The sequence below is a fragment of the Paenibacillus plantarum genome (assembly GCF_013141695.1).
Taxonomy (GTDB): Bacteria; Bacillota; Bacilli; order Paenibacillales; family NBRC-103111; genus Paenibacillus_E; species Paenibacillus_E plantarum.
On the sequence record NZ_WHNY01000094.1, the window covers coordinates 1 to 26,112 of the forward strand.

Genomic DNA, 26,112 nt, shown 5'->3' on the forward strand with positions numbered 1-26,112 from the left:
TTTTTTTACCACTTGGGACCGTTAATGCTTACTTGATTCAAGCGGAGGACGGGCTTATTCTCATTGATACTGGTACACCCGGAAGTGCTCCCAAAATCTTGGAGGGAATCCAAGCCATCGGCCATAAGCCGTCTGACTTGAAGAGCATTCTACTTACACATGGTCATCCTGACCATGTAGGTGGTACAGCTGCACTGAAGCGAGAGATTCCGCATGTGAAGATTTATATCAGCGAAGTGGATGCGCCGATCGTCGAGAAGGGGCAGCCGCAGCGTCCGCTGACGGCTACGCCTGGACTCATGAATAAACTGTTGTTCCGTTTATTCATCAAAGAAACGCCGATAGAAACCTTCCCTATCGACGGCTATCTGAAAGCGAATGACACGCTAGATTTCGCTGCTGGTTTACAAACGATCCCTGCTCCCGCGCATAGCGCAGGGCAAATGGCCTTGCTGCTGCCGAAGCAAGGCGGCGTGATGTTCGCCGCGGATGCAGCGGCGAACATGATGGGCCTTGGCTGGAGCATCGGCCACGAGAACTTCGCGCAAGCGAAGCAGGACTTGATCCGCCTAGGGAAGGCGGAGTTCAATGTCGCTTGCTTCGGCCACGGCAAGCCGTTGCTCGCGAAGGCATCGCAAACGTTTCGAGCCAAGTGGGCGTAGGTTGGTGAAGCAAAGGAGATAGTCGATTATTTCGACTATCTCCTCTGCTGTTGCCTCTCTTGCTCCCGAGATAGTCGATTATTTCGACTATCTCCTCTGCTGTTGCCTCTCTTGCTCCTGAGATAGTCGATTATTTCGACTATCTCTACTGCTGTTGCCTCCGTTGCGGCCCAACCTCTCCCCCGGCACCCATTAGTCCGATTCCGCCGAATTAATCCCACCGCGCGCGCCAATAAATCTCAATTAGTCCGAAATAGCCCAACTAAATCGCCCCAAACAACCCTAACGCCAGGAAAATGGCTAGATAGTTCGGCAGAATCGGACTATTCCCCCTTTTTCACAAGCAATCGTCGTTTTAGTTCGGAGAAATCGGACTAAACGAGGATTTCAACAAATAAAACAGGCCGCCCCGAAATAGAATCATCTACTCAACAGGACGGCCTATTCTCTCTCATTCCTTCTTCTTCACCTTGATCGAAGCCAGTGTGGCCCCCTCAGGCACAGCGTGTCCTCTCGATTTGGACAATCCGATTCGCTGTGACGTGTAGATTCCTGAGTGGCCGGAGAACAAATAGCTCACGATGCACGCCATGAACATGTAAAGGATCCCCTCGGAGCCGAACAGCTCCACGCCCATGATGAAGCATGCTAGCGGGGTGTTCGTCGCGCCACTGAACACCGCGATTAGCCCTAGCGCCGCTAAGAATGGCGCGGAAAGCCCCAACAGATCGGCTAACGAATTGCCCAGCGTAGCGCCAATGACGAACAGCGGGGTTACTTCCCCGCCGAGATAACCAGCACCGAGCGTAAGCGAGGTAAACAACGTTTTCCATAAGAAGGCCAAGTGAGCAACGGGCTCTTCAAAGGATTGTTGCAGCAGCGGAATGCCTAACCCAAGGTAATCCCTCGTTCTGAATACCGCAACAAGCGCAATTATCACAAGACCGCCGACAAAAGCTCGCAGCACCGGGTTCGCAAATAGCCGCGTATACAGCTTTTTCATCCCATGCGTAAGTTCGCTAAATAGGATGCTGGCTAATCCGAATAGAATCGACGCCATCACCACCTTGAGTGTAACCCCTGTGGATAACTCAGGGACACTCCCCATCACATAGTGAATATGGTGGATCCCCCATGCCGTGGTTACGAGGTGGGCCATCAAGCTGGCAATAAAACAAGGGATCAGCGCCTGATATCTCACCATCCCAATGGCGACCACTTCCAGGCCGAAGACGGTTCCCGCAAGCGGCGTCCCAAACACAGAGCCAAACCCGCTGCTAATGCCGCACATGAGCAGGATTTTCCGATCAGCCTCGTCCACTCGGAAGATGCGCCCGATCCATTCGGCAAAGCTTCCGCCCATTTGAACAGCTGTCCCTTCGCGACCAGCTGATCCGCCAAATACATGCGTGACAAGTGTCCCTGCGAGCACCAATGGCGCCATACGAAAAGGGATCGTCTCCTTGCCATCATGCAGCTGTTCGAGGATCAGGTTATTCCCCCTGCCCGCATTTTTGCCCATTTTCAGATAGACATAAGCCATTAGCGCCCCGCCTAAGGGTAATAGAAACAACAACCATGGATGATTCATTCGTTTCTCAGTTACAAGGTCTAAGCTGGCTAGGAACAGCGCAGAAGCGGACCCCGTCACAATGCCGACTAGGCTTCCATAGAAAATCCATTTGATGAATGAACCTATTAATGCAACATGTAGGAATGTAGCAGCATGCTCTACGAATGCCTTTAGACGATGTTTCAACGTAATTCTCACCCCTCATTGAAAGGCCTAGTGTTGCAAGGGTCCGACTCGATCCATCAGATGCTTGCTTTCCGCGTTCAAGCCAATCATCGTTACGGTTTTATTAATTTGCTCGTATCTTTGCATGGTTTTGGCAATCGCCGTCACGGCCGAATGATCCCAAACATGAGATGAGGTGAAATCGATAACGATGGATTCTGGGTCATTTTTATAATCGAAAAGCTCAACGAAATGCGCCATCGTACCAAAGAACAACTGTCCCGTGATGCGATATACCTTGGTCCCATTTTTCTCGATCGTCGTGTGAGCCTTGATTCTTGCGGACCGCCAGCCATACACCAATGCGCTTAATATCACGCCTGATACAACACCTATCGCCAAATCAGATGTCGCTACAACAATCGCAACCGTCACAATCATAATCAGCGCATCACTCCGTGGAATTCTTGCCAACGTTCTTAACGAGTTCCAATCGAAGGTCCCGATGGATACCATGAACATCACACCAACCAGCGCTCCCATGGGAATTTGCTTCACGACATCGCCGAGAACAAGAATAAGGAAAAGTAGAAATACACCAGAAACGAACGTCGATAACCGCGCTCTGCCTCCGGATTTCACATTAATAACAGTTTGCCCAATCATGGCACAGCCTGCCATCCCGCCAAATAACCCTGAGACCACATTCGCGATTCCTTGGCCTTTAACCTCTTTGTTTTTGTCGCTTTTGGTCTCTGTCATTTCATCTACAATCGTGGCCGTCATCAGGGATTCCGTCATGCCGACAACCGCAAGGGCTAAGGAGAACGGCAGCATGCGCCAGATCAGTTCGAAAGACAAATCAATTTGTGGAATATGGAAAAAGGGCAGCTCTTGCGTAATTTTGCCCATATCTCCTACCGTCCGAAGATCTAGATGCAAACTCGTAGAAATGATAGTCATTACAATGATCGCCACGAGTGGCGAGGGCACCGCCTGTGTGAATCTCGGCAATATATAAATAATCGCAAGTGTGCCTGCAATCATCAGTGGCATTTGCCAATTCGCCCCTTCAAAGCTAGGGAACTGTGCCATGAAAATAATGATCGCCAATGCATTCACGAATCCCGTCATGACCGAATGGGGGATAAATGTAATGAATCTGCCAAATTTCAAAAGCCCCATCACATACTGGAGAACCCCGGTAAGTATCGTCGCGGCGAATAAATACTCGATCCCGTATTTCGCCACAACAGGTCCCATCAACGAAGCCATGGCCCCTGTAGCAGCAGAAATCATTCCTCTGCGCCCGCCTACAATAGATATCGTAACGGCAATACAAAAAGAAGCATACAACCCAACCATCGGGTCTACACCCGCTAAGATCGAGAAGGCAATTGCCTCAGGAATTAACGCTAAAGCCACCGTTATGCCCGCGAGGACATCCTTGCGGACGTTCGAGAACCATGCCATTTTAAACTTCTGAACCAACAACCTATCTCCACTCCTTCCACATACTACTTGACCTTTCAATCTCAGAAAAGTCGGGTCCGTTCGTCAACTTGTCTCATTATACACAAATATTCGACATCCCTCTAGATGAAAAAGAAAAAGTACAGCACACTCCAAAGGAGCGTACTGCACTTTATCGAGAGACTTTTATTTATCTTACGATGCACTAACTGGTTTGCGATTTGTAACCACTTCTGTTTCTTCTTCCTCCGCTTGACCTACACGTTTGATGAAGAAGGATAAGACCAAGCCAACAACTCCGATTCCAATAATAACGAGATAAGAATCGTTAATCCCCTGAATCGACGCTTCTTTAATCATTTCTTTCGTAGCAGTTGCTGCTTTACCTGTCGTCATAATCTCGATGAGATGAGATTTCGTTCTAGTTGTCATAACTGTAATCAATAGAGCTGTACCAACACCACCCGCTACTTGCTTGATGGTATTGGATATCGCGGTACCATGTGCATTCAACCTTGCCGGCAATTGATTGAGTCCCGCAGTCGTGATCGGCATTAAGAATAGCGCCATACCAAAGCGTCGTCCTGTGGACATGAGAACTAGGTACGTATAACTTGTGGAATCCGTCAAATTGATGAATCCAAGTGTCGTAATAATCGTAATAACCATACCGATAATGGACAACCACTTCGCTCCGAATTTATCGAACAGCTTACCAGCTATTGGCATCATCAAGCCCATAAGCAGTGCGCCAGGGAGCATAAGGATACCTGATTCCAACGCGGTATAGCCGCGAGCATTTTGCAAATACAACGGAAGCAGCATCATATCGGCATACATAACCATGGTAACTGCAATGTTAATTAATGTTGTCAGAGTAAACATATTGTGTTTGAATGCTCTAAGATCTAATAGTGGTTCTTTGATAACGAGCTGACGCCATGTAAATAGAATTAGGGCAACTACACCAACAATGATAGATAAGATAACTTCCGCACTGGACCAGCCTTTGCCACCAGCACTGCTGAAGCCGTAAAGAAGGAAACCGAATCCGATGGTTGAAAGAATGGCACCCCACATGTCAATTTTGGGATATTGACGTTCAGAGACATTTTTCAGGTAGATAAAAGCAACACCAATTACGATAACAACAATAGGTATGATGCCGTAGAAAAGAGTACGCCACGAATAATGTTCCAAAATATAACCAGCAAGAGCAGGGCCGACAGCAGGGGCAAAAATGATTGCCAATCCAACCATGCCCATAGCTCCTCCACGCTTATCTGCCGGGAAGATTGTTAAGATAACATTCATCAGAAGCGGCATGATAATACCTGCCCCAGCTGCTTGGATCAGACGACCCGTCAACAATACCTCAAAGCCTGGCGCCACGGCAGAAACAATGGTACCAATGAGGAAAATAATCATGGACGCTTGGAACAGCTCCCGCGTCGTAAAGCGTTGCATCAGGAACGCTGTGATCGGAATCAACACACCGTTAACCAACATATAACCAGTGGTCAACCATTGTCCTGTTGAAGCGGCAATATTGAACTCGACCATGAGTGGCGGCAAGGCAACGCTCATAATCGTCTGATTCAAAACAGCGATGAATGCCCCCAGAATCATAACAAATAAGAGGGGACCTTTCTTAATAGAACTAGGATCAAATGCTGCAGGTTTACTCATTTCACATATTCCTTTCAAATTCAATTTCTAACTAATTGACAATGTGTTGTATAATAAACTTGATGTAAATAGTATTATAGTCATCAATCCTAATGTTCACAAGCAACAGCTTTTTTATAAATGTTTATTAGTTTACAATTTCCATGAATTTGTTGTCTATCTATTACATTATCTACAAAGGTTGCAGTAATTGTCGTATATCACTTTGGTTTGAAAGAGAGGATAGTCATTCATGTCAACAAAACCACAACGCTTAGACCCACGTGTACTTCGGACACGCCTTTTGATTCGGAATGCCTTTATCGAATTACTTCAAGAGCATGAGCTTGAGAAAATAACTGTGAATCGTATCGCGGAACGAGCGACGATTAATCGCGTTACCTTCTATCTTCACTATCAGGATATTCCCGATATGGTTAATAAATTGGCTGACGATATGATTACCGAGATTCATACTATCTTGAAGGAGGCGCCCGACCCGCCAGGTTTTAACATCCAGATCATACTTAACTTGCTCGAGCATATCGCGGAAAATTCAAATTTCTACAAGATTCTGCTTGCTTCCAAACGTATTCCAGTATTCACGGAACGGTTATTGAAGCTGATCGCTGATTTTATTACCAGTCGAATAGACAAAATTGAGGCATCCTCCAATTTGAATGTTAAGGTTAAGAAAGATATCGCAATCTGGTACGGCTCCTCTGCCATCATTGGTACGATTGTCTTCTGGCTCCGCAATGATTTGCCCTACACGCCAGTATTCTTGGCTGCACAGCTCGCGGAGCTCCTTCATCTACCCAAACCTGAATAGTTCATCAATCATCCGGGTATAGTAAAATGAGAAAAACGCCGCCGCTGTCCTTCAACAACGGAGCGTTATGGAGAAATACAAGAAAAGGGACTGTACTTGAGAAGTACGTCCCTTTTTGTATACGGCAGCCACGTTTGCGCCCCTCTCTCGTGCAGGGATGCGGACAGCCGTGAACCGAACACTAGAGTAACTGTATTTTGTACAGCTAATTTCACGCCTAATTCGTGTTTCCGTGATTTAACTGGAAATTATCCATGTAATTTCAAGATTTCAAGCGAATACGGATGGAATTCGATGATTTAACGACATAAATTCCATCTAATCGTGAAATTTGAATGAATTTGCAATAATTAACTGTACATTTTCCATTTAGCTGGATGGGAACGCCTATATCAGATAAAAAGTTGTGATTATATATAAACAAAAGAGCGAACCAGAAATCTGTTCGCTCCCCTCTATTTAACCTCGTTACTTTTTCATCGTTTTATAAGCGTCGCTAATCTCTTTGTCGTAATCTTTTCCTCCGGCTCTTTCCCATGCGCCAAGCATCTCCGCATACGTCTTCTCGAAATCCGTAGAAATAATCACTTTGGAAACCCCTTCATACAGGCTCTTCTCGATGGTTGCAACGGTCTTCTGAGCTACAGGTCGAGGTGAGTCGATCACCGTGTTCGGTTTGCCGAATTTTTTGAAAATATCATAATAGGTTACGAATGAATTGGCGTACTCTTCTCGCTGCTTCTCGTCCGGAAGTGAGAGGGCTACTGACTTAAGAAGTTGTTCTTTGTTTAATGCGGGTCCCCCTTGCTGAACAATGGCAAGGTCTCCCGCCAGAGATACCCACGTCGTTTTCTTATTCAGTTCAGGATCAATCTGGACTTTAACGCCACCGTCATCCTTCCAGTTCACTCCCTCAATTCCGCTTTGAACGGTCGCAAGGTTCTTCGGTTGGACCATCCAGTTCAGATACTTCAAGACAGCATCCGGATTCTTGCTGGATTTCGGAACCGCGACAAGCATGGAGTAGTCCGATACTTTTGACATAAGCTGAGTTCCATCCGGACGTTTGAATGGTTCTACAGGTACCCAAGTTGCTGTTGGGACCGATTTACGTGTGGCCACATTCAAGTTCCACGGTGTGTCATTGGAATCTACGAAGCCGGCAACACCACTATTAACCTGTTGCGTAAACTGCTGAGAGTTCACATCCGTGACAAATTCCTTGGAAATCAGCCCCTCTTTGTACACTTTGTTCATCCATTGGTAATAGGCTTTCCCTTCAGGTGTAGCAACGGAAGAGGTGAAGACACCATTCTTATAGTTGCCATCTGGTGCATAGAACTGGTTACTCGGGCCGTCCATATTGACACCGAAGCCAAACATCGGACCATAGTAGAATGCTTTCATGGATTGGTTGATCGCAGGGAGCGCCCATGGGATCACTTTGTCTTTCCCTACGTTGCCTGGATCTTTCTCTTTAAAGGCTTTCAGTACCTGATATAATTCTTCGTTCGTAGTCGGATTCTTCATCCCTAGCGCATCAAGCCAGTCTTTACGAATCTTCATGTTGGGGCCGGAGTATGTATTCGCCTTCAGGGCAGGAATCGCATACCTTTTACCTTTGTACATGCCCACTTGGTCAAGCGCTAGTTTGTTATTCTTAATCAAGTCTGGATACTTGGCTAGATAGGAATCCAGCTCCCATAATCCGCCTTGTTCCGCGTATTTGAAGATCGTATCCATGGAGTAGGTTAGAATAATGTCAGGTGCTTCACCGGAAGCCATCCATACGTTCAGTTTCTCCGATTCCTGCGCTCTAGGCAGAGAGACGAATTCCACATCGAGACCAACCTTCTTCGTTTCATCAATGACATATTTAATAATCGGGTTATTGCCTAGATTTTGCCCCTCTGGCGCATTAGCGCGGTCCCACAATGTGACACGGATTTTGGCTGGTTTTTCAGGTTCTTTACTTGGTGTTGTTGTGTTACTGCCACTAGGTGAAGTGGTTGCTGTGCTTCCGCCCTCATCTTTGTTGGAGCAAGCAACCAAGAAACCTGAAAGCATGAGCATAACAGCCATACTTCCTAATACCCCTTTTTTAAGTACCTTTACCATAACGCTTCCTCCCTAGTATGAAATTTCAGGCCTACTCGTTGAACTGGGATTTCACCCATATCTGGTTGGGAATGCATGTAACTTAAAGCGCTTGCATTGTAAATATAGGCTCTTTCCTTATGCGATTCTATTCGATAATTTTGACATTTTAATAGTTTTTTTGTTATTCACCTTTGAGCTTCATCCTTTAACTGATCCGAGGAACGACCCTTTCACAAAATACTTTTGCAAGAAAGGGTATACGATGAGAATCGGAACCGTGGCGAAGACAATTGTGGCTCCCTTCAGAGACTCCTCAATGACGTTGAGATTATCCAACGATTGCATCGTTTCCAATGAAGTATCCATCTGGGCAAGGAGCAGTATGTTCCTCAGTTTCACCTGTAACGTATAGAGCGCCGAATCGTCGATGTACAGGACGGCTGCAAAATAGGCGTTCCAATGGCCGACCGCATAAAACAGGCTTATCGTTGCCAATACGGCACCGGATAAGGGAAGCACGACCTGTGCTAAGTAACGCAAATTGCCACAGCCGTCCATGACGGCCGCCTCGCGCAGCTCTTCAGGGAGATCCTGAAAAAAGGATTTCATGATAATAACGTTAAACGCGCTGATTAAACCTGGTAGCATCAACGCCCATAAGCTGTTCAACAGCCCTAGCGACTTGATCAACAAGTAGCTGGGAATCATACCGCCGCTGAAAACCATGGTCACAATCATGAAATTCATAAAATATTTGCGTCCCTTCAAATCCTTCCTGGAGAGGGGATAAGCCGTTGTAATCGAGAATAGCATGTTAAGAGCAGTACCGACTACCGTAATATAGATGGTTACCCCTAACGATCTGATGATATTGGAATCTGTGACGACCGATTTCATCGCATCAAGCTGAAATTCGACAGGCCAAAGCACAACTTTACCCGTCTGTATGGCATGGCTGCTGCTGAAGGCATTAGCTAACGTATTAATGAAGGGAAATATACATATGAAAGTGAATAGGATCAGCAGGGTATAATTAAAAATGTTAAAACTTACATCCCATCCCGAGTACTTGCCGAATAAGCTGCGTCTATTTCCATGTTTGTGTGCAGTAGCCGCCATATCTCTACTCTCCTACTCATTCGAATTTTACCAAAGTCCTTCTTTACCCAGACGCTTGGCAAAATAATTCGCACCAAGCACAAGAATAAGATTAATAATGGATTGCGACATCCCGATGGCCGTCGTAATTCCGAATTGCCCCTGTTTAATCCCCGAGGAGTACACGTATGTGCTAATGACCTCCGAAATATTCGTAACAACAGGATTCTGCAAGGCAAAAGGATGCTCAAAACCGATGGATACCATATGACCGATATTGAGAATCAACAGAATAATTACAGTTGGCATAATTCCTGGCAGCGTAATATGTACGATTTTTTTCCATCTGCCTGCACCATCCATGACTGCTGCTTCGTACAAAGAAGGATCGATCATCGTCATCGCTGCAAGATAAATAATCGTTCCCCATCCCGCTCCTGCCCATACGCTGGACAATGTGTAGATGATGACCCACCAGGTCTCCTCGATCATGAAATAGATCTCTTCCATCCCAAGGAATCTCATCATACTATTGACGATCCCATATTTCGGGGAAAGCAGATTATAAATAATCCCGCCCATGATGACCCAAGACATAAAGTGTGGCAAATACAGAAGCGATTGCGATATTTTCTTGAAATATTTCGCCCTGATTTCATTCAGCATTAGCGCCAGAATAATCGGTGCTGGGAATCCAACAATAAGGCCTAGAACGTTAAGCAGCAGGGTATTGCGGACGATCCGATAGAAATCCTGAATCTGTAGCATCTCTTTGAAATGATGCAGCCCTATCCAATCCGAATCGAAGATCCCTTTGAAGATGTTATAATCCTTAAATGCAACGACCAGCCCGAACATCGGAATATAACAAAAAACAAAGAAGAAGATAATGCCTGGGACAAGCAGTAAGTACAAATCGTAATTTTTGAACAGCTCTTTTGTAAAAGCGTTTCTTGGTTTACTGTCCGTCTGTGCAATTACATGGCGTTTTTGTGATTGTACTTCCATACCCTTGCTCCTTTCTCCAAACACGAAACCCCTTAATTGAAAGCGTTTTCTATACAGGTAAAATAATTCGCTGCACAGCCTATTCTTCTAGGTATGTTGCAAGTGTACTCGCTTGTGAAAATGATTGACATGCTAGAAATTTTACTTTTTATTAGTTTTCTTTACTTCATCTTTATATCGCTTACTCTCGGTCAATCGATCAATAATTCGTACATGCCCTGTAAGCAGATTTCGGCATGCTGCATCATATCATCAATAAAGACGAACTCGTCTGCTTGATGTACATGGGTGTCGACACCGCCTGCCAGCCCCGCACCGAATGCGACACCATTGTTCCGCATTTTACGGGCATAGGTGCCGGCCCCCATACGCAGCAACACGGCTTCATCTCCTGTGATTTTCTTGTAAGCGCGGCTTAACCGGACAATGACAGGATGTGTCTCTGGCACATACACGGGAAGCAGATGTCGCGTCAACTCAATATGGATGCCATCCTTGCCCGCTAGAGCGTCAACCGCAGATAATATACCAGCGCCGTCATGACTGACCGGATACCGAATATTACATAGTGCTTCCGCACGATGGAGATCACAGGAAATGGTGCGCAAATATACGACCAGTGCTCCTGAGAAGCTATCGCTACATGCGATACCGAGAGACTGCCCGCCTTTCTCCGCACCAATCTTACTATTGAGGAAGTGCAAGAGGCTGTCCCAATTGGTAGTAAGTCCTTGTCCACTTAGGAAAGCAACCATGTTTGCTATAGCATTTCGCGATCCTGTTAGACTGTCAGCGAGAAACTCGCTTCCTGCTGTTAACACCAAACCGCCATCCTCGTCGTATGCGGCCGACATATTCGCCTGAATGTTGATCGCAGCGTGAAAGTTTGCTACCTGTCTTTCGGTGAGCTGCGTCAGAGAAAGCGACGCCGTGCAGGTCTCCGGAATGAGTGTAAGCATGTTACCACCCTTCAGAGACAAGATTGTCAGCTGCGTTTTCGTGGAAGACGATTCTTGTTCACTGGAGAACACCACGTTCATACTTCCCATTTCCACATTGAAAATAGGGTAGCCAGCATCGGGCGCAAATGCCATTGCTGGAAGCTGCTCCCTCTCGAAATAGTAGTCGAGGTCTTTCATGCCACTCTCCTCATTCGTACCAAAGATCAATCGGAGACGGCGATTGCCGGTAATGCCTAGATCCATCAGCGTTTTCAGCGCATAGAGAGCGACTACGGCTGGTCCTTTGTTATCGGACGCACCTCTTCCGATGATCTTGCCATTCTCAATGACGCCGCCAAACGCCGGGAACGTCCATCCCTCTCCTTCTTCAACTGTATCCAGATGAACAAGCACGGCAGCGATCTCCTTGCCTTGTCCGTATTCGGCATGACCTGCATACCCGTCCACATTCGTCACTTCGAATCCTAACGATTCAGCCAGGCTGAGCATATATTGCAAAGCACGATCAACGCCAGCCCCGAACGGTTTTCCCGGCTCCGGGGTGGCCATGATGCTTCTTATTTGTACGAGTTCAGAAATACCAGCTGTAATCGCATCCCGATATTTGTGGATTTCGTTCCCAATAATCATGTATTTACCTCCCACCTTCCCACAATTGCTCCGTACAGTCAGTCGACATGATGTAAGCTTTCCACCAACATCAGCAGCGTCATCGATTGCCCGTAGGGCATCGGACATATCGGGATATCACGATAGAACTGCAGCGTACGCCCCATGCGCGTACCGTAAGATACGCCGTGAACGGCTCCCTTTGCGTCAACCTTATTCATGACCGCTTGCAGAGCCTTCAATCCAACTTCTTTGTAAACTTCGCTGATATAGCCTTTGCGAACTGCCTTTAGAATGCCGTATGCAAAACCCGCAGTTGCTGAGGTCTCTTCGTAGGATGTCGGATCGTTCAGCAATGTCGTCCACATCCCGCTCGGTCTTTGCAGCTCAGTCAGCTTCTGAATCTGACGTTCTAGCGAAGAAAGCAAGAATACTTCCACACCTAGCGGTATCTTGACGATATCTAGATAGTCGACCAGCCCAGCCGTGTACCACGCATTACCGCGACCCCAGAGCGCTTCCGCGAAATTATGACCCTCCATGAAACTCCAGCCATGGAAAAACAGTCCCGTTTTCTTATCCGTCAAATACTTCAGATGGACGAGGAACTGACGGATACTTTCTTGTACATAATGATCCTTGGCCAACAAAATGCCCATCCGGCCCATGAACAGCGCCGTCATATAGAGCGTATCGTCCCACAACTCACCTTCGTTCGCGTTATCGATCGTCTCGTGCGTGATCCCAAACTCAGGCGTGCGGGGCATCTCATCTGCTGCATAACTAACCCACTCTTCACATATCCGCAAATACTCTGGATTACGCGTTTCCTCGTACAGGTAACTTAATGTCAGCAGCGGACACATCGTATTGACGTTTTTTGGAGGGAGCCCCTCGCGAATCCGACTGTCGAACCAATCCGTTAAATACGCAAACACATCACGATTCTGGGTTTCCTTGTAATACAAATAGAGAGAGAACAAGCCGACTCCCTGGGACCAGTCCCATTTATCCATCGTAATGATGCTGATTGGCGTGTCTTCCTGGATCGTTGCCTCCAGATTTTTCATTCCGCTAATGACTTTATGAATCAAGATCTCTATCTCTTGCCGCTGTATTTGCGCGATAGTCACGGTAAGCACCTCCTAGTACGCACTATAAAGTGCTTGTAACCATAATGTATCGCACACGTCCAGCAGTTTACATACGAGAATCTTACCCTTTTATTAGATTTCTTTACCTCTGTTCTTATATTCTTTGGGTGATTGACCTTCAAGCCTCTTGAAAACCTGATAGAAATAGGCGTATTCCTTATACCCTACCATTTCTCCTACTTCATTCACCTTATTTTTGGGATCCATCAGCAGACGCTTGGCGGTTTCAATTCGAGCCTTAGACACCAAATCCACGAAATTAATACCGGTTTCTGTTCGCAGCAACCTGCTTAGATAACTCGAACTCAGACCAAAATGTTCCGCAGTTGACGTCAAGTTGATGGTATCGGCGATATGACTGTTGATGTAATCAATAACCTTTTTGACAACAAGGGAATATACCTTTTCCCCGCCTTCTAGCTTCTTTTTGATCGTCCCAATAAACGTTGTGAGGTAGGTAGAAGCTTCCTTCATACTCGTTAGCCGGTATACATCCTCGAGAATTTGGTCGATGCTTTTACCAAGACCGAACTCATCGCCAGTTACACGGAAATAGTAGCGCGCCACCGCAAGACAAACTTCAGAGAGCAAGCCCTTCACGACAAGGATATTCCCTTCACTATAAGCCGTAATTTGTTGTAGAAAACGCTCCAAATAAGCCATCACATCTTCGCTGGATTTGTCCTCCAACATTTGATTGAATTGCTCCAAATCCTGAATAATCGAATATTTCCCCAGTTCCTTCTCTGGCTGGCTATGATCCGGGAATAACACACTTTCCTCCATCCGGAAAAAGCTTGAATCCATAATCAAAGAAGCTTCCCGGAAAGCTTCCGGCAGCTCAAGAAGTGATTTATACACGGAACTAACCGCGATATGACAGGAAACCTGCTCTCTCACATGGGCTATATCAATAAACTCGCTGCAGAAGCTCTGCAGCTTCATTCTGAACTCCCTCTGCGACAATACCTTAGGGAACAAACATACAAATATAAGATCATTATTCCGCAGAGACTCAATAACATAGAAATCACGCTTCGCAGTCAACTCATGCGCTTGTTCGGATAGGCGGAGCTGCATCTGCTGCTTAACCTTGACAGCGTTCGCTGCACTAGACGGATCCTTTCTATTAGCTATACGGACAATTTGCACAACGTATCGGCTATACACGATATCGAGTTTCTTCACCTGTTCCTGCATATCGTCTGTTCCTGTAATCAAATCACCGATCAGTTTGCTTCTAAGCGAGGGCATGGCATCGATATGCTGTTTCTCCAACTCGACGAAAGCAGAGGTAATCTTGACCGTATGCTCATTCGCTCTGCGCTTGTTATCGATCTCTACGACAGCCCCCCCGATTACTCGGCTTAGCTCTTCGTAGTTAATCGGTTTGACAATAAAATCAAATACACCGAGTCGAACAGCCCTCTTCGCATATTCAAAATCCTGATAGCCAGTAATTAGAATTGTTTTGGCCAAAGGAAAGTCCGTACTCATCTCTTCAGCTAAATCGAGCCCGCTTAAACCGGGCATTTTGATGTCCGTTACGAGAATATCTGGCTGCAGCTCTCTGATTAAACGTTTACCCTCAATGCCATCCTCCGCTTGACCGACTACGGTGCAATTCAGCTTATCCCAGGCGATCGTTTGCACAATCGCTTGCCGAATCAGCGGTTTATCGTCTATTACCACTACTTTGTATGTCATCTGGAGCCCTCCTCCGTTAGGATTGGAAGACGAATCCGAATCGTTGTCCCCTGATCCATTTCACTCATAATGCTTAAACCATATGCTTCTCCAAATAAGATTTGAATCCGCTTGTGCACACTGATGATCCCGACGTTCGTATGCTTATCCTTCTGTTTCAGTTTCGAGTGCTCTGGTGGGTCGAGCAAGTGTTCCTTCGTTTCTTCATCGATGCCTACGCCGTTATCGGATACTTCAAGATACAGAACGTCTTCCTTCATCCAGCAGCCGATACTGACAATTCCTTTACCTACCTTCTCTTCAATGCCATGCTTGATCGAGTTTTCTACGAGTGGCTGCAGAATGAATTTAGGGACCCTAAAGGCCATCAAGCTCGTGTCAAAATAATAATTAACCTCAATTCGATTGCCATAGATGATTTGGTGAATAGATAAATAACTCCTAATAAAATCCACTTCTTCCTGCAGGTAGATAATATCCCCTTTCTTGCTGATACTCTCTCGCAGCAGCTTTCCGAGAAGGTAGATCATTTCACTGACTTGTTCGTCCCCACGCAGCTTGGCTAAGCTATGAATCGACTCCAATGTATTATAGAGAAAATGGGGATCAATCTGGGCCTGCAGCGCTTTATATTCGAACTGCAGCGTGCGATACTCCGCTTTTTGCTTTAGCAGTTTCTCCTCATAGACGGTATGGATTAACTCGCTAATCTTCTGAGCCATCGAATTGAATTTCTCCGCTAGCAGCCCTACTTCGTCTCTGCTTCTCGGAACGATAACCTTATGGGTGAAGTCCACAGAGAAGTGGGTCATGCTCTGGAGCAGCAGTCGAACGTTTCCAGTGATGTTTCTAGAAATGATCACAGCTAGGATGAACGCTAGCAATAGCGAGACGAGAATGGTGCTTAATGTCCACAATTTGATAACTTCTGTGCCACGTGTTAATTCGTTAACAGCGATGACTTGGATAATCATCCACTTGTCATAGGGTGTTGAAATTATAGTAGAAATGTACGTCTGCCCTTCAAATTGAAAACCCTGATTGAGACTGGGCTTCTGAGCGTACATCTTATTTTCGATGAAATAGCGGGTCGGCTCGGAAACAAGCCTGTCAAACATCAGCGGTTCCAATCCCTCATTCAGGATGACGATGTTCCCCTGCGTAAGTTCGTCCACATTCGTGTAGATGCTGCCGATCAGATTGATGTCCACGCCAACGATAATAATGCCCACATAACGGCTAGATGTAACATCATATACAGCCTTCTCCATGAAGATAACGTTGCTATTTCCCGGAACCCAGGAAGTGCGGCCACGCTGATCTTTAATCTTCTCGATATCGAGATTCATCAGGTCTTTGTTGTAGTTTTGAGTCGCACTGCGTTCGAACCCGTAGGGGTTACCTGCCGTATCGACGACCATAACCGACAAATAATAATCTTTGGAAAACACTAGATCTTTCATAAACTCACTAATGACCTTATTTTTGATATACAAATCGGATTCACTTGCATCTTCGGAAATACCTAGCGTCGTATTCAACGTGGAATTACGGAATTGTTGGAATACATGCTCCTCGATGTCCTTGGTCCGTTTCTCGAGGTTAATCCCTATCTGTTCAATTAAATATTGAGAAAAAACGGACGTATTCTGTTTAATTACGCTGACAGAAACGTAGTAATTAACGAAGCTAATCATAAGCACTGTTAATAAGATCATAACGGTGAAGGACAGCAGAAACTTCGTACGCAGCTTCAAATTCAGAAATTTGGAAATGACAGTAGACAAACACTTCACCTGCATTCTGATGGAATGGCAAGTGCGTGAGCCAGCAGCTCACGCACGTATTGTTAGCATTATAAACCTTTCCACGGTAATCGGCTATGGATTGCGTGCATTAATACTTATCGTAATTGAGTTCCATTGTTGCAAATCCACAGAATTCTGGAAAGCTGTGCAGCACTTTGTTAATCTCATCCTGGCTATAGCCCATTTTGCGAAGATGCATCTGTTTGACTGTTTCAGCGGCATTCTGTGCCGATATGAAATCCTCCATATGCTCGAATAGCTTCGCACCCCATTTCTGCCCGAATCCAACATGAAGGCGCTCGTCGGCGATATCATATTCGGATTGGATAGATGACAGAGGATCCCCGTGCTTCATGAAGGCAGCAATCGACTTGCGCTTCTTAATGAAGGAACAGGGCTCCATAACCATGGTCAGACTGGAATAAAACTCTGGAAACACCTGCTTCATCGTTTCCGGCGTCGGCGCTGTGGACGGGTGCCAAGAGAAATCCTCCGTGCGATAGCCCATCTGCTTTAATCGGCGAACCCCCATCTGACTGTGACGGACTTCATCCCATGTATGCCGTGCTACATCCAGGTAGAAATCGACTGGCATTTTCTGTACGCCGTAGTACAGATAGGTTAGGCTTTCCACTGCCGACATTTCACTGGCATTGATGAAGATCATATGTTTTAAGCTGTCGTAAGTGGGAGATTTCGGATCGAACATCGCGCTTTTATATTTCGTCAGATCGACATGCGGATACTTGGGATCGTTAGCAGGCTTAAGTGGAATCGGACCCGCTGGCTCGAGAACCGGATGGTCCGGCCAATCGATCTTTTTCTTCGACGATGATTGTTCGAGCACCTTCCATACCTGATCGATATAACCTAACCAACTATGATACGCATCACGTTTCTCTTGATCTTCAACATAAGCAAACTTCACGTAAGGAATGCCCCAGGAAATCATCTGTTCCTTATCTATCTCGATATATCGCAGTTTATCAAACGTCGGTCCGTCCAGGATCGGATCGAGCGTTTCATGAAATGCGGTATACTGCTCATAAAGCTTCTGGACGATGAACTTATAGCCCGCAGCAAATTCAATCAGCCCGCCCGCTTGCGTAATACGTTGACAAGCTTCTTGGAGGCCACTCGGCGTCCAGGCTTTATCATTGATATCCGCGCCAGGCAACTCGCTGATTCGTTCACGCAGATGGACCATATGCTGGGTGTGCAGGTACGACAATCGCACAAGCTCCCCCTTCAGTTCCCAGTCTGGCACAGACGAGACCCATCCCATCGTCATTCGCGACAGCTCGAACTCTAACCAGAAGCACATCTTAAGCAGTTTTGCGGTATCTATGGGTCGCAGCAGCGAGCCTCTATACGAAGATGCAGCTTCAAGGAAGCTGTAGTCCGTTACGTCCACTTCAATTCTCTTCGCCATTGATGTTTACCCCCATAAGAAGAAATGACTTTCACTCTATCGTGTACACGGCACGATAGACTGCTCCACACCCGTGCCTTCTTACCAATACACCGGATCGTTTCTTAGCCGTTGTATCTTCGTACCCCTCGAATACATAAATATCAGTTCCTATGCAGCCTTCCATTCGAAGAGTTAACGTTCGTTCCGCCAAAACCCACCGTATCGACCAGCTATCACTAGTCGAGCATACACGTAGATTCATGAGGTGCTGATAGCCAAACTCGCTCCCGATGGGCGCGCACTGCTGTGTTTCGAACTCCGTCTCCATCTTCCCTTGGCAGTGAAACAGCCAATCTGTCTGATGTTCGTCTGCGCTGATCACCTCAAACGTATCCGAGATGTATCCTTCTTGAAGATGGATCTCGCGAACATAATCGACGCCAGGATACACATCTTTGGCTTTGGCACGAATGCGGTTCCTCTCCGGTTCGAATTGTTCGACAACTCCCCGCTCCGAACAGACCTGATCCACACCATCGACGATAACCGTATTATGAGCGATGGTCTTCCGCTGCCACTCTAGAAACAAGAAAGAACCATAGCCATTCGAGGAAATATCGTGAGACCATAAACAATCCGCGTCGAACAGCTCGATATTCATTAAATCAGGGTGCGCATGGCTCCGCGTATTCAGTCCGTATTTCATAAATAAAGTCGTTTTCCCTGCGCGTAACGAGCAAATGTTAGAAGCAGGATAATTTTTCGTTACGCGGAGCATCTCTTCTCCCGCATATTTCCCTTTGCCGAAGAGGAGACGCTGAACCCATCCTTCAGGTGAATTCTCGATCATCCCTCCATAGGCCATCGTTGGTCGGTAGTACGCCTCGTAAGATCTGGAAAGTGCATACTCGAAGGCTGGATCTGGAAACAATCGATTCGCGTACTCATACTGACCCGCATAGTGAGTCAGCGCGATATTCGGCCAGCCATCATTCGGATTGGGGAAAACACCGTTATCAAACACAAGCTCAGCTGGGAACACGTACATCCGTTTCACGATCTCATCCATTCCTTTGCATGCCACATCATACATACGGGCGAACAACAGGAAATACGTGAACGGTTCTACGCAATAGAAATGATAGTGAAATGAACCTTCGTACCAGAATCCTTCCGCAGTTACGCCTTCCTGCAATTGCCGCAGCAAGCCGAAAGGTCCCTCCAAAGCTCTCTCCACGTAGCTGCGATCACCGAAGAACATCCCCGTCATGCCCACTGCCGCCTTCATCCAACACGAAATGTTGTGAATACTCGTACAGTGGCTGTTGAGCAGCTCTACTTGGGGATCGAATAGCTTGCTTTTGTAGCGCTCTAGCTCTGCGGTGCTTAACGTCTCCTTAATCATCACCATCCCTTGCAGCAGCCAAATCATGCCAACCGCATCGCAGAGATCGATGCCGGCTATTTTGCCTACATAGCCGGGCGGAACATCTACCTGGAGCTGTTCATAATGATCACAATAAAATGACAGCACGCTGCGGATGTAGGCCGGATAACGATCATCGCCTGTGAGCCGGTACAGCACCCCTGCGTAAAACACATGTTTATGCGCTTCATCCCGGTACAAATAATTCCATGCTTGATCAAAGCGGGCACCCTTATTGGCGTGGCCACAACTTTGGCAGCTATTCACATGAGGGGCTTCCCTCTCAAAATCAATCCTGCTCCCGCAAGCTTCACAGAAATAGTTGTGACCCCACCCCGTAATTCTCTCTGGATCATCCGCGTAATGATGGACCCACCACTCCGTGGTCTCAAGCAGGGTGTCATAGACGGTCTTCGCCCACGCTTCCGTCCGAATTTTCTCTTGAACAGCCCGCCAATCCTGTACATAGCTCACGTTAACACTCGTCCCCTTCATACTTCGTGCAATTTACGATCGACAGTTTCCCCTAACGACTAACGTGTCATTCCGATCAGTGCGCGATCTAGATCTTCAATAATCGAATCTGCACTTTCCAGTCCAACTGAAATGCGCATTAGACCGATCGGAATTCCTGATAGGAGGGATGTCTCCTCGTTGACCCATAGACCAGGTGAATTGATGAGACTCTCAAAACCACCCCAGCTTGGGCCTTCTTCAAAATAGCGTAAGCTTTTCATCATCTTCATAATCTGCTGCTTGTCGCCCTTAGGCACGAAGCTCATCAAACCAGAGTAACCGGACATCTGCCTGCACCCAAGCTCGTATTGCGGATGGCTGGGCAAGCCTGGATAGTAAACAGCGGATACTTGAGCATGACCTTCAAGGAAAGCGGCGACCTTCCTACCATTCTCCTGATGCTGCTTCATCCGAACCGAGAGGGTGCGCAGGCTCCGGATGAGCAGCCAAGATTGGTGGGGATCCATAACAGCCCCAAACAAACTTCTTTCGTTATTTGTAATCGATTCCAGAACCTGCTTGCTGCCTATGATGACACCACCCAGAATATCGCTGTGTCCACCCAAATACTTCGATGCGGAGTGAACCACAAGATCAATGCCATAGGCAAGGGGATTCTGATAAAGCGGCGTCGCCCATGTATTATCAATGATCGTCGCAATCCCGTAAGATTTCGCCAACGCTGAGATGGCCTTCAGATCCTGGAGCGAGAAAATGTTCGATAGCGGACTTTCCAAGTAAATAATTTTCGTATTAGGGCGGATTGCTTGCTCGAATTCTTCGATGCTGTCCCCTGATACGAGCGTAACCTCACAGCCGAACTTCTTCATGTAGGTTTCTAGAAATGCTTTCGCTGGCACGTAGGCCGCACGAGGACAAATCACATGGCTATCTTTTTCCAGATAGTAGGACAAGGCAGCACTTATAGCGGCCATTCCCGAAGAGAAGCAACGTGCTTCCTCCCCGCCCTCGAGCGCTGCGATTTTCATTTCGGCTATCTCCGTCGTTGGGTTTGCAACCCGCGTATACGTATACCCGTGATTGATTGTTTTTCTTGTAAACAGCGAGTTTTGAAAAATAGGAGGCACGATGGCGCCCAAATAACGGTCATAATCGTCACCGAGATGGGCAAGCAAGTCTTCCTTACTTTTGATATCATCCTTTTCCATAGCTGCTCTCCTCCTTACGATCTGGAGGCTAATAATGGGAACATTCGACCTGCCAGCGGTTGATTTTCCTGCAAGTTCAGATCCATCGTGATCGCATGCTTCTTCCCGTTAAAGGTCGTTCCATCCGGCATGTAAATAATCGCTAGCGCACGTCTTGGTTTATCCGTTACATTCGAGTGAGCATAGTGAAAGGTAAGTCCGTTATGAAACGTACAGCTTCCTGCTTTTAACGGCACCTTCACAGGCTTCGCATTCTCATAATCGGTCCCTTTAACGAACTCGAATAAATCTTGCGGATTGGCCAAATCAATATGGTTCAGTTTACCGGCATTTTGCGATTTCGGTACGAACATCATGCAACCATTCGACTCATCCACATCATCGAGTGCGATCCATATCGACATGGCTCCCTGCTCCGCCATCGGCCAATAAGGGTAATCTTGATGCCACGGAGTCGGCTTCGAATCGCCTGGCATTTTCCACAGGGCATGATCGTGAAAGAGACGGATTCCACTTGCACCCGTAAGTTCAAGTGCCATCTGCGCAAACCGCGGGTTGAATGAATATTTATGCATGCCGGCATGGTCCCGCCAGACGTTAACACGCTGGTTAAGCACGCGGTAGTAGCTGCCGCCTTTTTTATCCGTTTGCAAGGACAGCGACGCAGACTCCTCGACCATCACTTCTTCCATACATTGACGGAGCTCAATTAATTCTTGCTCATTCAGGACATTATCCACTTGCACGAACCCGTTCTCCTGATAAAATTTGCGTTGCTCCAAGGTTAATAGCGATTGAATTGCGTTGGTCATGGCAGCCAGCTCCTTTTGTACTTTCTGTTCTTTAATCTCACTTTATCATGTGTACAAGGGAGCAGACTTGGTGAATCCGTCAGAGTTTCAAGGTGATTTGCCAGCTTTCCTTCTAGATGGAAATAATCTATGATTAAAAGAAATAAAGCACTTATCTTCCTTGCCGGAGGTCTTGCCCGATGACCCGATTTCAAAATGAAAGTTACTTGGAAGCGCACGACTTCCCCTTTCATCTCGAGCAGTACACGTTCAAAAAAAAAGAATCCGTCAAGCCACATTCACACGAATTCGTCGAGTTTGTGTATGTGGTAGAGGGATCGGGTCGCCATATCTATGCAGGGTCGGAATATCTAATTCAAGAAGGTGATGTCTTCGTCATCGAGCCGGATGTCGAGCATGCTTATTTCGTGGATGAACATCTCATCGTGTACAACATCCTGTTTGCTCCATCCATCTTGAGTCACGAGCTGCAATCGTTATCCAACGTAACGTCGTTCGTTGACTTCTTCTATGTGGAGCCTTTTCTGCGGCAGTCCGTGCATTTCCAGTCGCATCTCAGGTTGAATCCACACCAACGGATCGAGATGAAACAGCTGCTTGACCGCATTCTTAGCGAATACACCGAGAAGATGCTCGGTTATCGTCTGCTCGTGAAGACCAGGCTCATCGAAATGTTCGTATTCCTCAGCCGCTGTTACGATCAAATGCTGCATAAACCCATGACGGCGCTAGCCTCTGAGCATAAAATAATTGAGCGTGTAGCTGAGTTTATCGAGCTGCATCACGCGAATCCGCTGTCACTTGCCCAAGTCAGCCAGATGTGCGGCATGAGCCAGTCTGCCTTCACATCTAGATTTAAGCAGTACATGGGAAAGACCTTCATTGAATTCCGTAATGAAATTCGTATACGGATAGCGAAAGAGCTGATGCTTTCTACGAATAGCAACATATTACAAATTGCCCAGGAGGTCGGCTTCGACGACTTGAGTTTTTTCAATAAACTTTTTAAGCAGATGAACGGAATCTCGCCCGGCAAATTCCGCAAAAGTCAGAAAGAAGCTTAACCGTCAGCACCTGCCTGAACAGATCCATTCCGCGCTATCCGATCACATGAATCTGAATGTCCCAATCCGCCAACTGCTCGGGGATTTCCTCTACTTGAATATCGCGTGGAACAGTTACGCCCATCACTCGTTTTCCTGCTTCCTTCGACCACGAAACATCGATACGCCCATAAGCAGTCGGAACGCTTCCCTCTGCCCAGAGCAGTTCCGTCACAGGCGGGACGATTCGAATTTTCTGGTAGCCCTCCTCCACTTTCTCAATGCCCAAAAGTTGATTCCCAAGGACAAAAGCCGGCGCTGCCGACCATGCATGCGCATGACTCCTTGGGAATACTTGAAAGGTTTCCCACGTGGTGGTAGCACCGTGTCGGATCATTTGGCCCCAGTCGGTCTTGATCTGCGCCAGTGTACGATCGAGTTCACCGAAACGCTTCCATACTTCAAACAAATAGAATGAGAAGAAGGGAGAGCCAATTTTAATCCAATCCTCCGGTGGATTCAGCAGCTGAGGCTCGATAATAGCCGCCTGCCGCTCTCCAAGACAGTCCGCCAGATACAGTAACACATGTGTCTGGAGACTTGTCGTTGTCGAAGGCTTGCCGTTACGATAGATACCGTCTAGGTAGACCCCAGCCTCATCGTCCCATAAATGTTCATCAATAGCCCTCTTCAACTGCTCCGTGTGATGAAGCAGACTCTCTGCCTCGCTGAATAGTCCCAGCGATTCCGCCATCTCCGCTGCGATTCGGTGACATTGAGCTAGCTGCGCCTGCTGCGCTGTGACTACGCCCACTGATGGAATATCGATTGGCGCCCAATCGAGCATATTCCAAGAACTCGTATCAAACAGGCCATCTTCGTTGAGAAACCCCCTATACGCATCAAGTGTTATCCTAATTTCCGGATAGATGGCCTCGAAGAATGTACGATCGCCGCTATAGTCGACATACTCCTTACAAGCGATGATCCAACTAAAGGTCCACATCGGAATCGCCGCTTGCCAATCCGTAGGGAATAGGGCAAGCAGAAGCGGACTTTGTCTCCGCGAACGCGGTACCATTTCCAAGCAATGCCTCACAAGTTCATAGGAACCGAACAACTGATAGTTCACAAGTGCGCTCACTCGGCAGTCCCCTACCCAGAATACCTGCTCATAGGTGGGGCAATCGACGAACGTATCCTCCATGCACATCTGCGACGTATGCCTAGAAATTTCCCAAATATCATTCAGCAAGGGATCTGAGCAGCGGAATAGCGCTTTATCCGTAGCTGGATAGCTAGACTGATGCAGCTGGATTCGGTGCAGATGGACCTGCGTATCCGCTTGGCGCACGGTGACGATCAAATACCGGAAGCCCATGCGGGTGAAGCTCTTGAACACCTGTCTACCTTCACGACATATGTACCGGAATGAATTATTGCAGCCGGATGTATAGGCATTGACGCCATTGACACGGTTTTCGAATCCGTAGACATCGATCACCGTTCCTAGGGCCGCATCAATCTCTAATTCAATCGTCCCTACGTATATTTTACCGAAATCCAATACAAATTCGAGATCCCCGCCTTCTACGGTATCGGGAAGCACAGTCGGCAGCAGATGGTCATGGAGCATTCGCTCCAGCCGGTTCGTAATGGGATAGTGCTTGACGAATCGTTTGCGCATCATCAACGAATAGATCATTTTGTTAACGAGCACATGCCTAGGATGAACATTCTTGCACATGTCATAGTACGCCTCGAATGCCTTCAAGGTGGTGCAAGCTCCGATTTCCAGCAGCAGCGGATGCTCATGATTCAAACCAGTTCGCTTCTCAACGCCCCCGTATACAGGCTGAAAGCCATCGGCATACGACTCGATCGTCTCGAATGGGCCGATGGTTACGAATGAGGCGGCTTGATCGCCACCAGTAGGATGAGCGAACCGCAGCTCTGTATCGAAATCGAATTCCAAATGGCAGAATAAATCATTATGAACGCCGCAAATTTCCATCATGAAAAGATATTCACCAGCCGCCAGCTGGATCTCGTCATTATGAACATACCAGCGGTCATCGATCTTGAACCGTCCCTGAACACTGTTCCATTTGGAATGTGCGAACGTTAGACGACCTTTGGTTTCTGCCTCAGCCACCAGCCTAACGGCCAAAAATCCGCTGAATATCTTCGCATTCGCATCCCGCGAGCCTGGATACAGATTATCCCGCATATTAACGGATATCACTTGGCGGATGGGTACAATTTCACTAAGTGCAAGGATCTGCTTCGGCCTGATGATCTGTGTGGACAACGGCTCAATGACTCGGGGGTACAGTCCGCCCCAAGGCGCGCCTCCGTAAGGAGCAACAACTTCACTTCTCACCCAACAACTCTCGTCAGCGTAGGAGGGGAGCACCCATTGTTCGCTCATCGCGTTCGCATCGTATATTTCCATCCACCCCAAATTCACATTACGTTTGACGACATCGACATCGTATCCCTCATGCCTACAACAAAGCCATGTTTCATCTGTGCCGATCACTTGAATACCGGCGGAACCGTGCAAGGATAACTCAGCAATAAGTCCCGCTTCATTCTCAATATATTGATAATTAGAATGCCCGTAGTGCCAGACCTGCACGGCAATCACATTCGTGGCAGGTCGCAATAGGTGAGTCATATCAAACTCATCATAATACCAATGATCCGCAGTCGAACGAATAGGACCTTCTCCAAGCTCCGTCCCATTTACCCATAACCGATACTTGGTATCCGCAGAGATAGACAGTGTCGCTCGATTAGATACCTCTACCTCGTATGTAAACGTTTTCCGGAAAAGGATGTGCTCATTAATCGGTCTTCGGTCTCCCGACTTCCATATCCACTTCGCCTGTTCGAACATGAGGTGCTCCT

18 protein-coding genes are annotated in these 26,112 nt (G+C 47.1%); 3 read left to right on the forward strand and 15 right to left on the reverse strand.

Annotated features, from left to right (window positions below):
- A partial coding sequence (locus GC096_RS38010; protein WP_171638499.1) for an MBL fold metallo-hydrolase occupies positions 1-662 on the forward strand: 662 nt, incomplete at its 5' end.
- Positions 663-1,113: 451 nt separating this feature from the next.
- On the opposite strand, the gene GC096_RS38015 is transcribed toward GC096_RS38010, so the two are convergent.
- From GC096_RS38015 to GC096_RS38025, 3 genes are all read right to left on the reverse strand, one after another.
- Positions 1,114-2,421, reverse strand: coding sequence for a voltage-gated chloride channel family protein (locus tag GC096_RS38015; protein ID WP_171638501.1), 1,308 nt, complete (start codon positions 2,419-2,421; stop codon positions 1,114-1,116).
- A gap of 27 nt (positions 2,422-2,448) precedes the next feature.
- The gene (locus GC096_RS38020) at positions 2,449-3,891 is read right to left on the reverse strand and encodes a SulP family inorganic anion transporter (protein ID WP_376769560.1); all 1,443 of its coding nucleotides are present in this window, start codon (positions 3,889-3,891) and stop codon (positions 2,449-2,451) included.
- A 177-nt stretch (positions 3,892-4,068) separates the two neighbouring features.
- The gene (locus GC096_RS38025) at positions 4,069-5,562 is read right to left on the reverse strand and encodes a DHA2 family efflux MFS transporter permease subunit (RefSeq protein ID WP_171638503.1); all 1,494 of its coding nucleotides are present in this window, start codon (positions 5,560-5,562) and stop codon (positions 4,069-4,071) included.
- Positions 5,563-5,794: 232 nt separating this feature from the next.
- Between GC096_RS38025 and GC096_RS38030 the strand changes: the two genes are divergently transcribed.
- Entirely contained in the window at positions 5,795-6,373 is a 579-nt protein-coding gene (locus GC096_RS38030; RefSeq protein WP_171638505.1) for a TetR/AcrR family transcriptional regulator, read from the forward strand.
- 468 nt (positions 6,374-6,841) lie between these two features.
- On the opposite strand, the gene GC096_RS38035 is transcribed toward GC096_RS38030, so the two are convergent.
- The 11 genes from GC096_RS38035 to GC096_RS38085 all read right to left on the reverse strand — a co-directional run bounded on the left by GC096_RS38035 (position 6,842) and on the right by GC096_RS38085 (position 22,156).
- On the reverse strand, positions 6,842-8,491 hold the full coding sequence (locus tag GC096_RS38035) for an extracellular solute-binding protein (RefSeq protein WP_171638507.1): 1,650 nt from the start codon (positions 8,489-8,491) through the stop codon (positions 6,842-6,844).
- A gap of 180 nt (positions 8,492-8,671) precedes the next feature.
- The gene (locus tag GC096_RS38040) at positions 8,672-9,592 is read right to left on the reverse strand and encodes a carbohydrate ABC transporter permease (protein WP_171638509.1); all 921 of its coding nucleotides are present in this window, start codon (positions 9,590-9,592) and stop codon (positions 8,672-8,674) included.
- A gap of 27 nt (positions 9,593-9,619) precedes the next feature.
- Positions 9,620-10,579 carry an ABC transporter permease gene (locus tag GC096_RS38045; protein ID WP_171638511.1) on the reverse strand — a complete coding sequence of 320 codons (960 nt, stop codon included), beginning with the start codon at positions 10,577-10,579 and terminating at the stop codon, positions 9,620-9,622.
- Positions 10,580-10,770: 191 nt separating this feature from the next.
- Complete coding sequence (locus tag GC096_RS38050) at positions 10,771-12,171, reverse strand: Sapep family Mn(2+)-dependent dipeptidase (protein ID WP_171638514.1); 1,401 nt, start codon at positions 12,169-12,171, stop codon at positions 10,771-10,773.
- A gap of 38 nt (positions 12,172-12,209) precedes the next feature.
- A complete protein-coding gene (gene bglB, locus GC096_RS38055) occupies positions 12,210-13,283 on the reverse strand; it encodes a beta-galactosidase BglB (protein ID WP_312886428.1) in 1,074 nt (357 codons plus the stop codon).
- A gap of 93 nt (positions 13,284-13,376) precedes the next feature.
- Positions 13,377-15,011, reverse strand: coding sequence for a response regulator transcription factor (locus GC096_RS38060; protein WP_171638516.1), 1,635 nt, complete (start codon positions 15,009-15,011; stop codon positions 13,377-13,379).
- Positions 15,008-16,798 (reverse strand): sensor histidine kinase, encoded by a 1,791-nt coding sequence (locus tag GC096_RS38065; protein WP_171638518.1) that lies wholly within the window; start codon positions 16,796-16,798, stop codon positions 15,008-15,010. The genes GC096_RS38060 and GC096_RS38065 overlap by 4 nt, the downstream gene beginning before the upstream one ends.
- Positions 16,799-16,907: 109 nt before the next feature.
- Entirely contained in the window at positions 16,908-18,251 is a 1,344-nt protein-coding gene (locus GC096_RS38070; RefSeq protein ID WP_171638520.1) for a DUF455 family protein, read from the reverse strand.
- A 31-nt stretch (positions 18,252-18,282) separates the two neighbouring features.
- Entirely contained in the window at positions 18,283-20,133 is a 1,851-nt protein-coding gene (locus GC096_RS38075; protein WP_171638521.1) for a heparinase II/III domain-containing protein, read from the reverse strand.
- A gap of 59 nt (positions 20,134-20,192) precedes the next feature.
- Complete coding sequence (locus GC096_RS38080) at positions 20,193-21,344, reverse strand: trans-sulfuration enzyme family protein (protein ID WP_171638522.1); 1,152 nt, start codon at positions 21,342-21,344, stop codon at positions 20,193-20,195.
- A gap of 14 nt (positions 21,345-21,358) precedes the next feature.
- Positions 21,359-22,156, reverse strand: coding sequence for a phytanoyl-CoA dioxygenase family protein (locus tag GC096_RS38085; RefSeq protein WP_171638523.1), 798 nt, complete (start codon positions 22,154-22,156; stop codon positions 21,359-21,361).
- Between the two features lie 179 nt (positions 22,157-22,335).
- Here GC096_RS38085 and GC096_RS38090 point away from each other — a divergent pair, with 179 nt between their 5' ends.
- Positions 22,336-23,220 carry an AraC family transcriptional regulator gene (locus tag GC096_RS38090; protein WP_171638524.1) on the forward strand — a complete coding sequence of 295 codons (885 nt, stop codon included), beginning with the start codon at positions 22,336-22,338 and terminating at the stop codon, positions 23,218-23,220.
- Between the two features lie 34 nt (positions 23,221-23,254).
- On the opposite strand, the gene GC096_RS38095 is transcribed toward GC096_RS38090, so the two are convergent.
- Positions 23,255-26,101, reverse strand: a complete 2,847-nt coding sequence (locus tag GC096_RS38095) for a family 78 glycoside hydrolase catalytic domain (protein WP_171638525.1) — start codon at positions 26,099-26,101, stop codon at positions 23,255-23,257.
- Between the last annotated feature and the right edge of the window lie 11 nt (positions 26,102-26,112).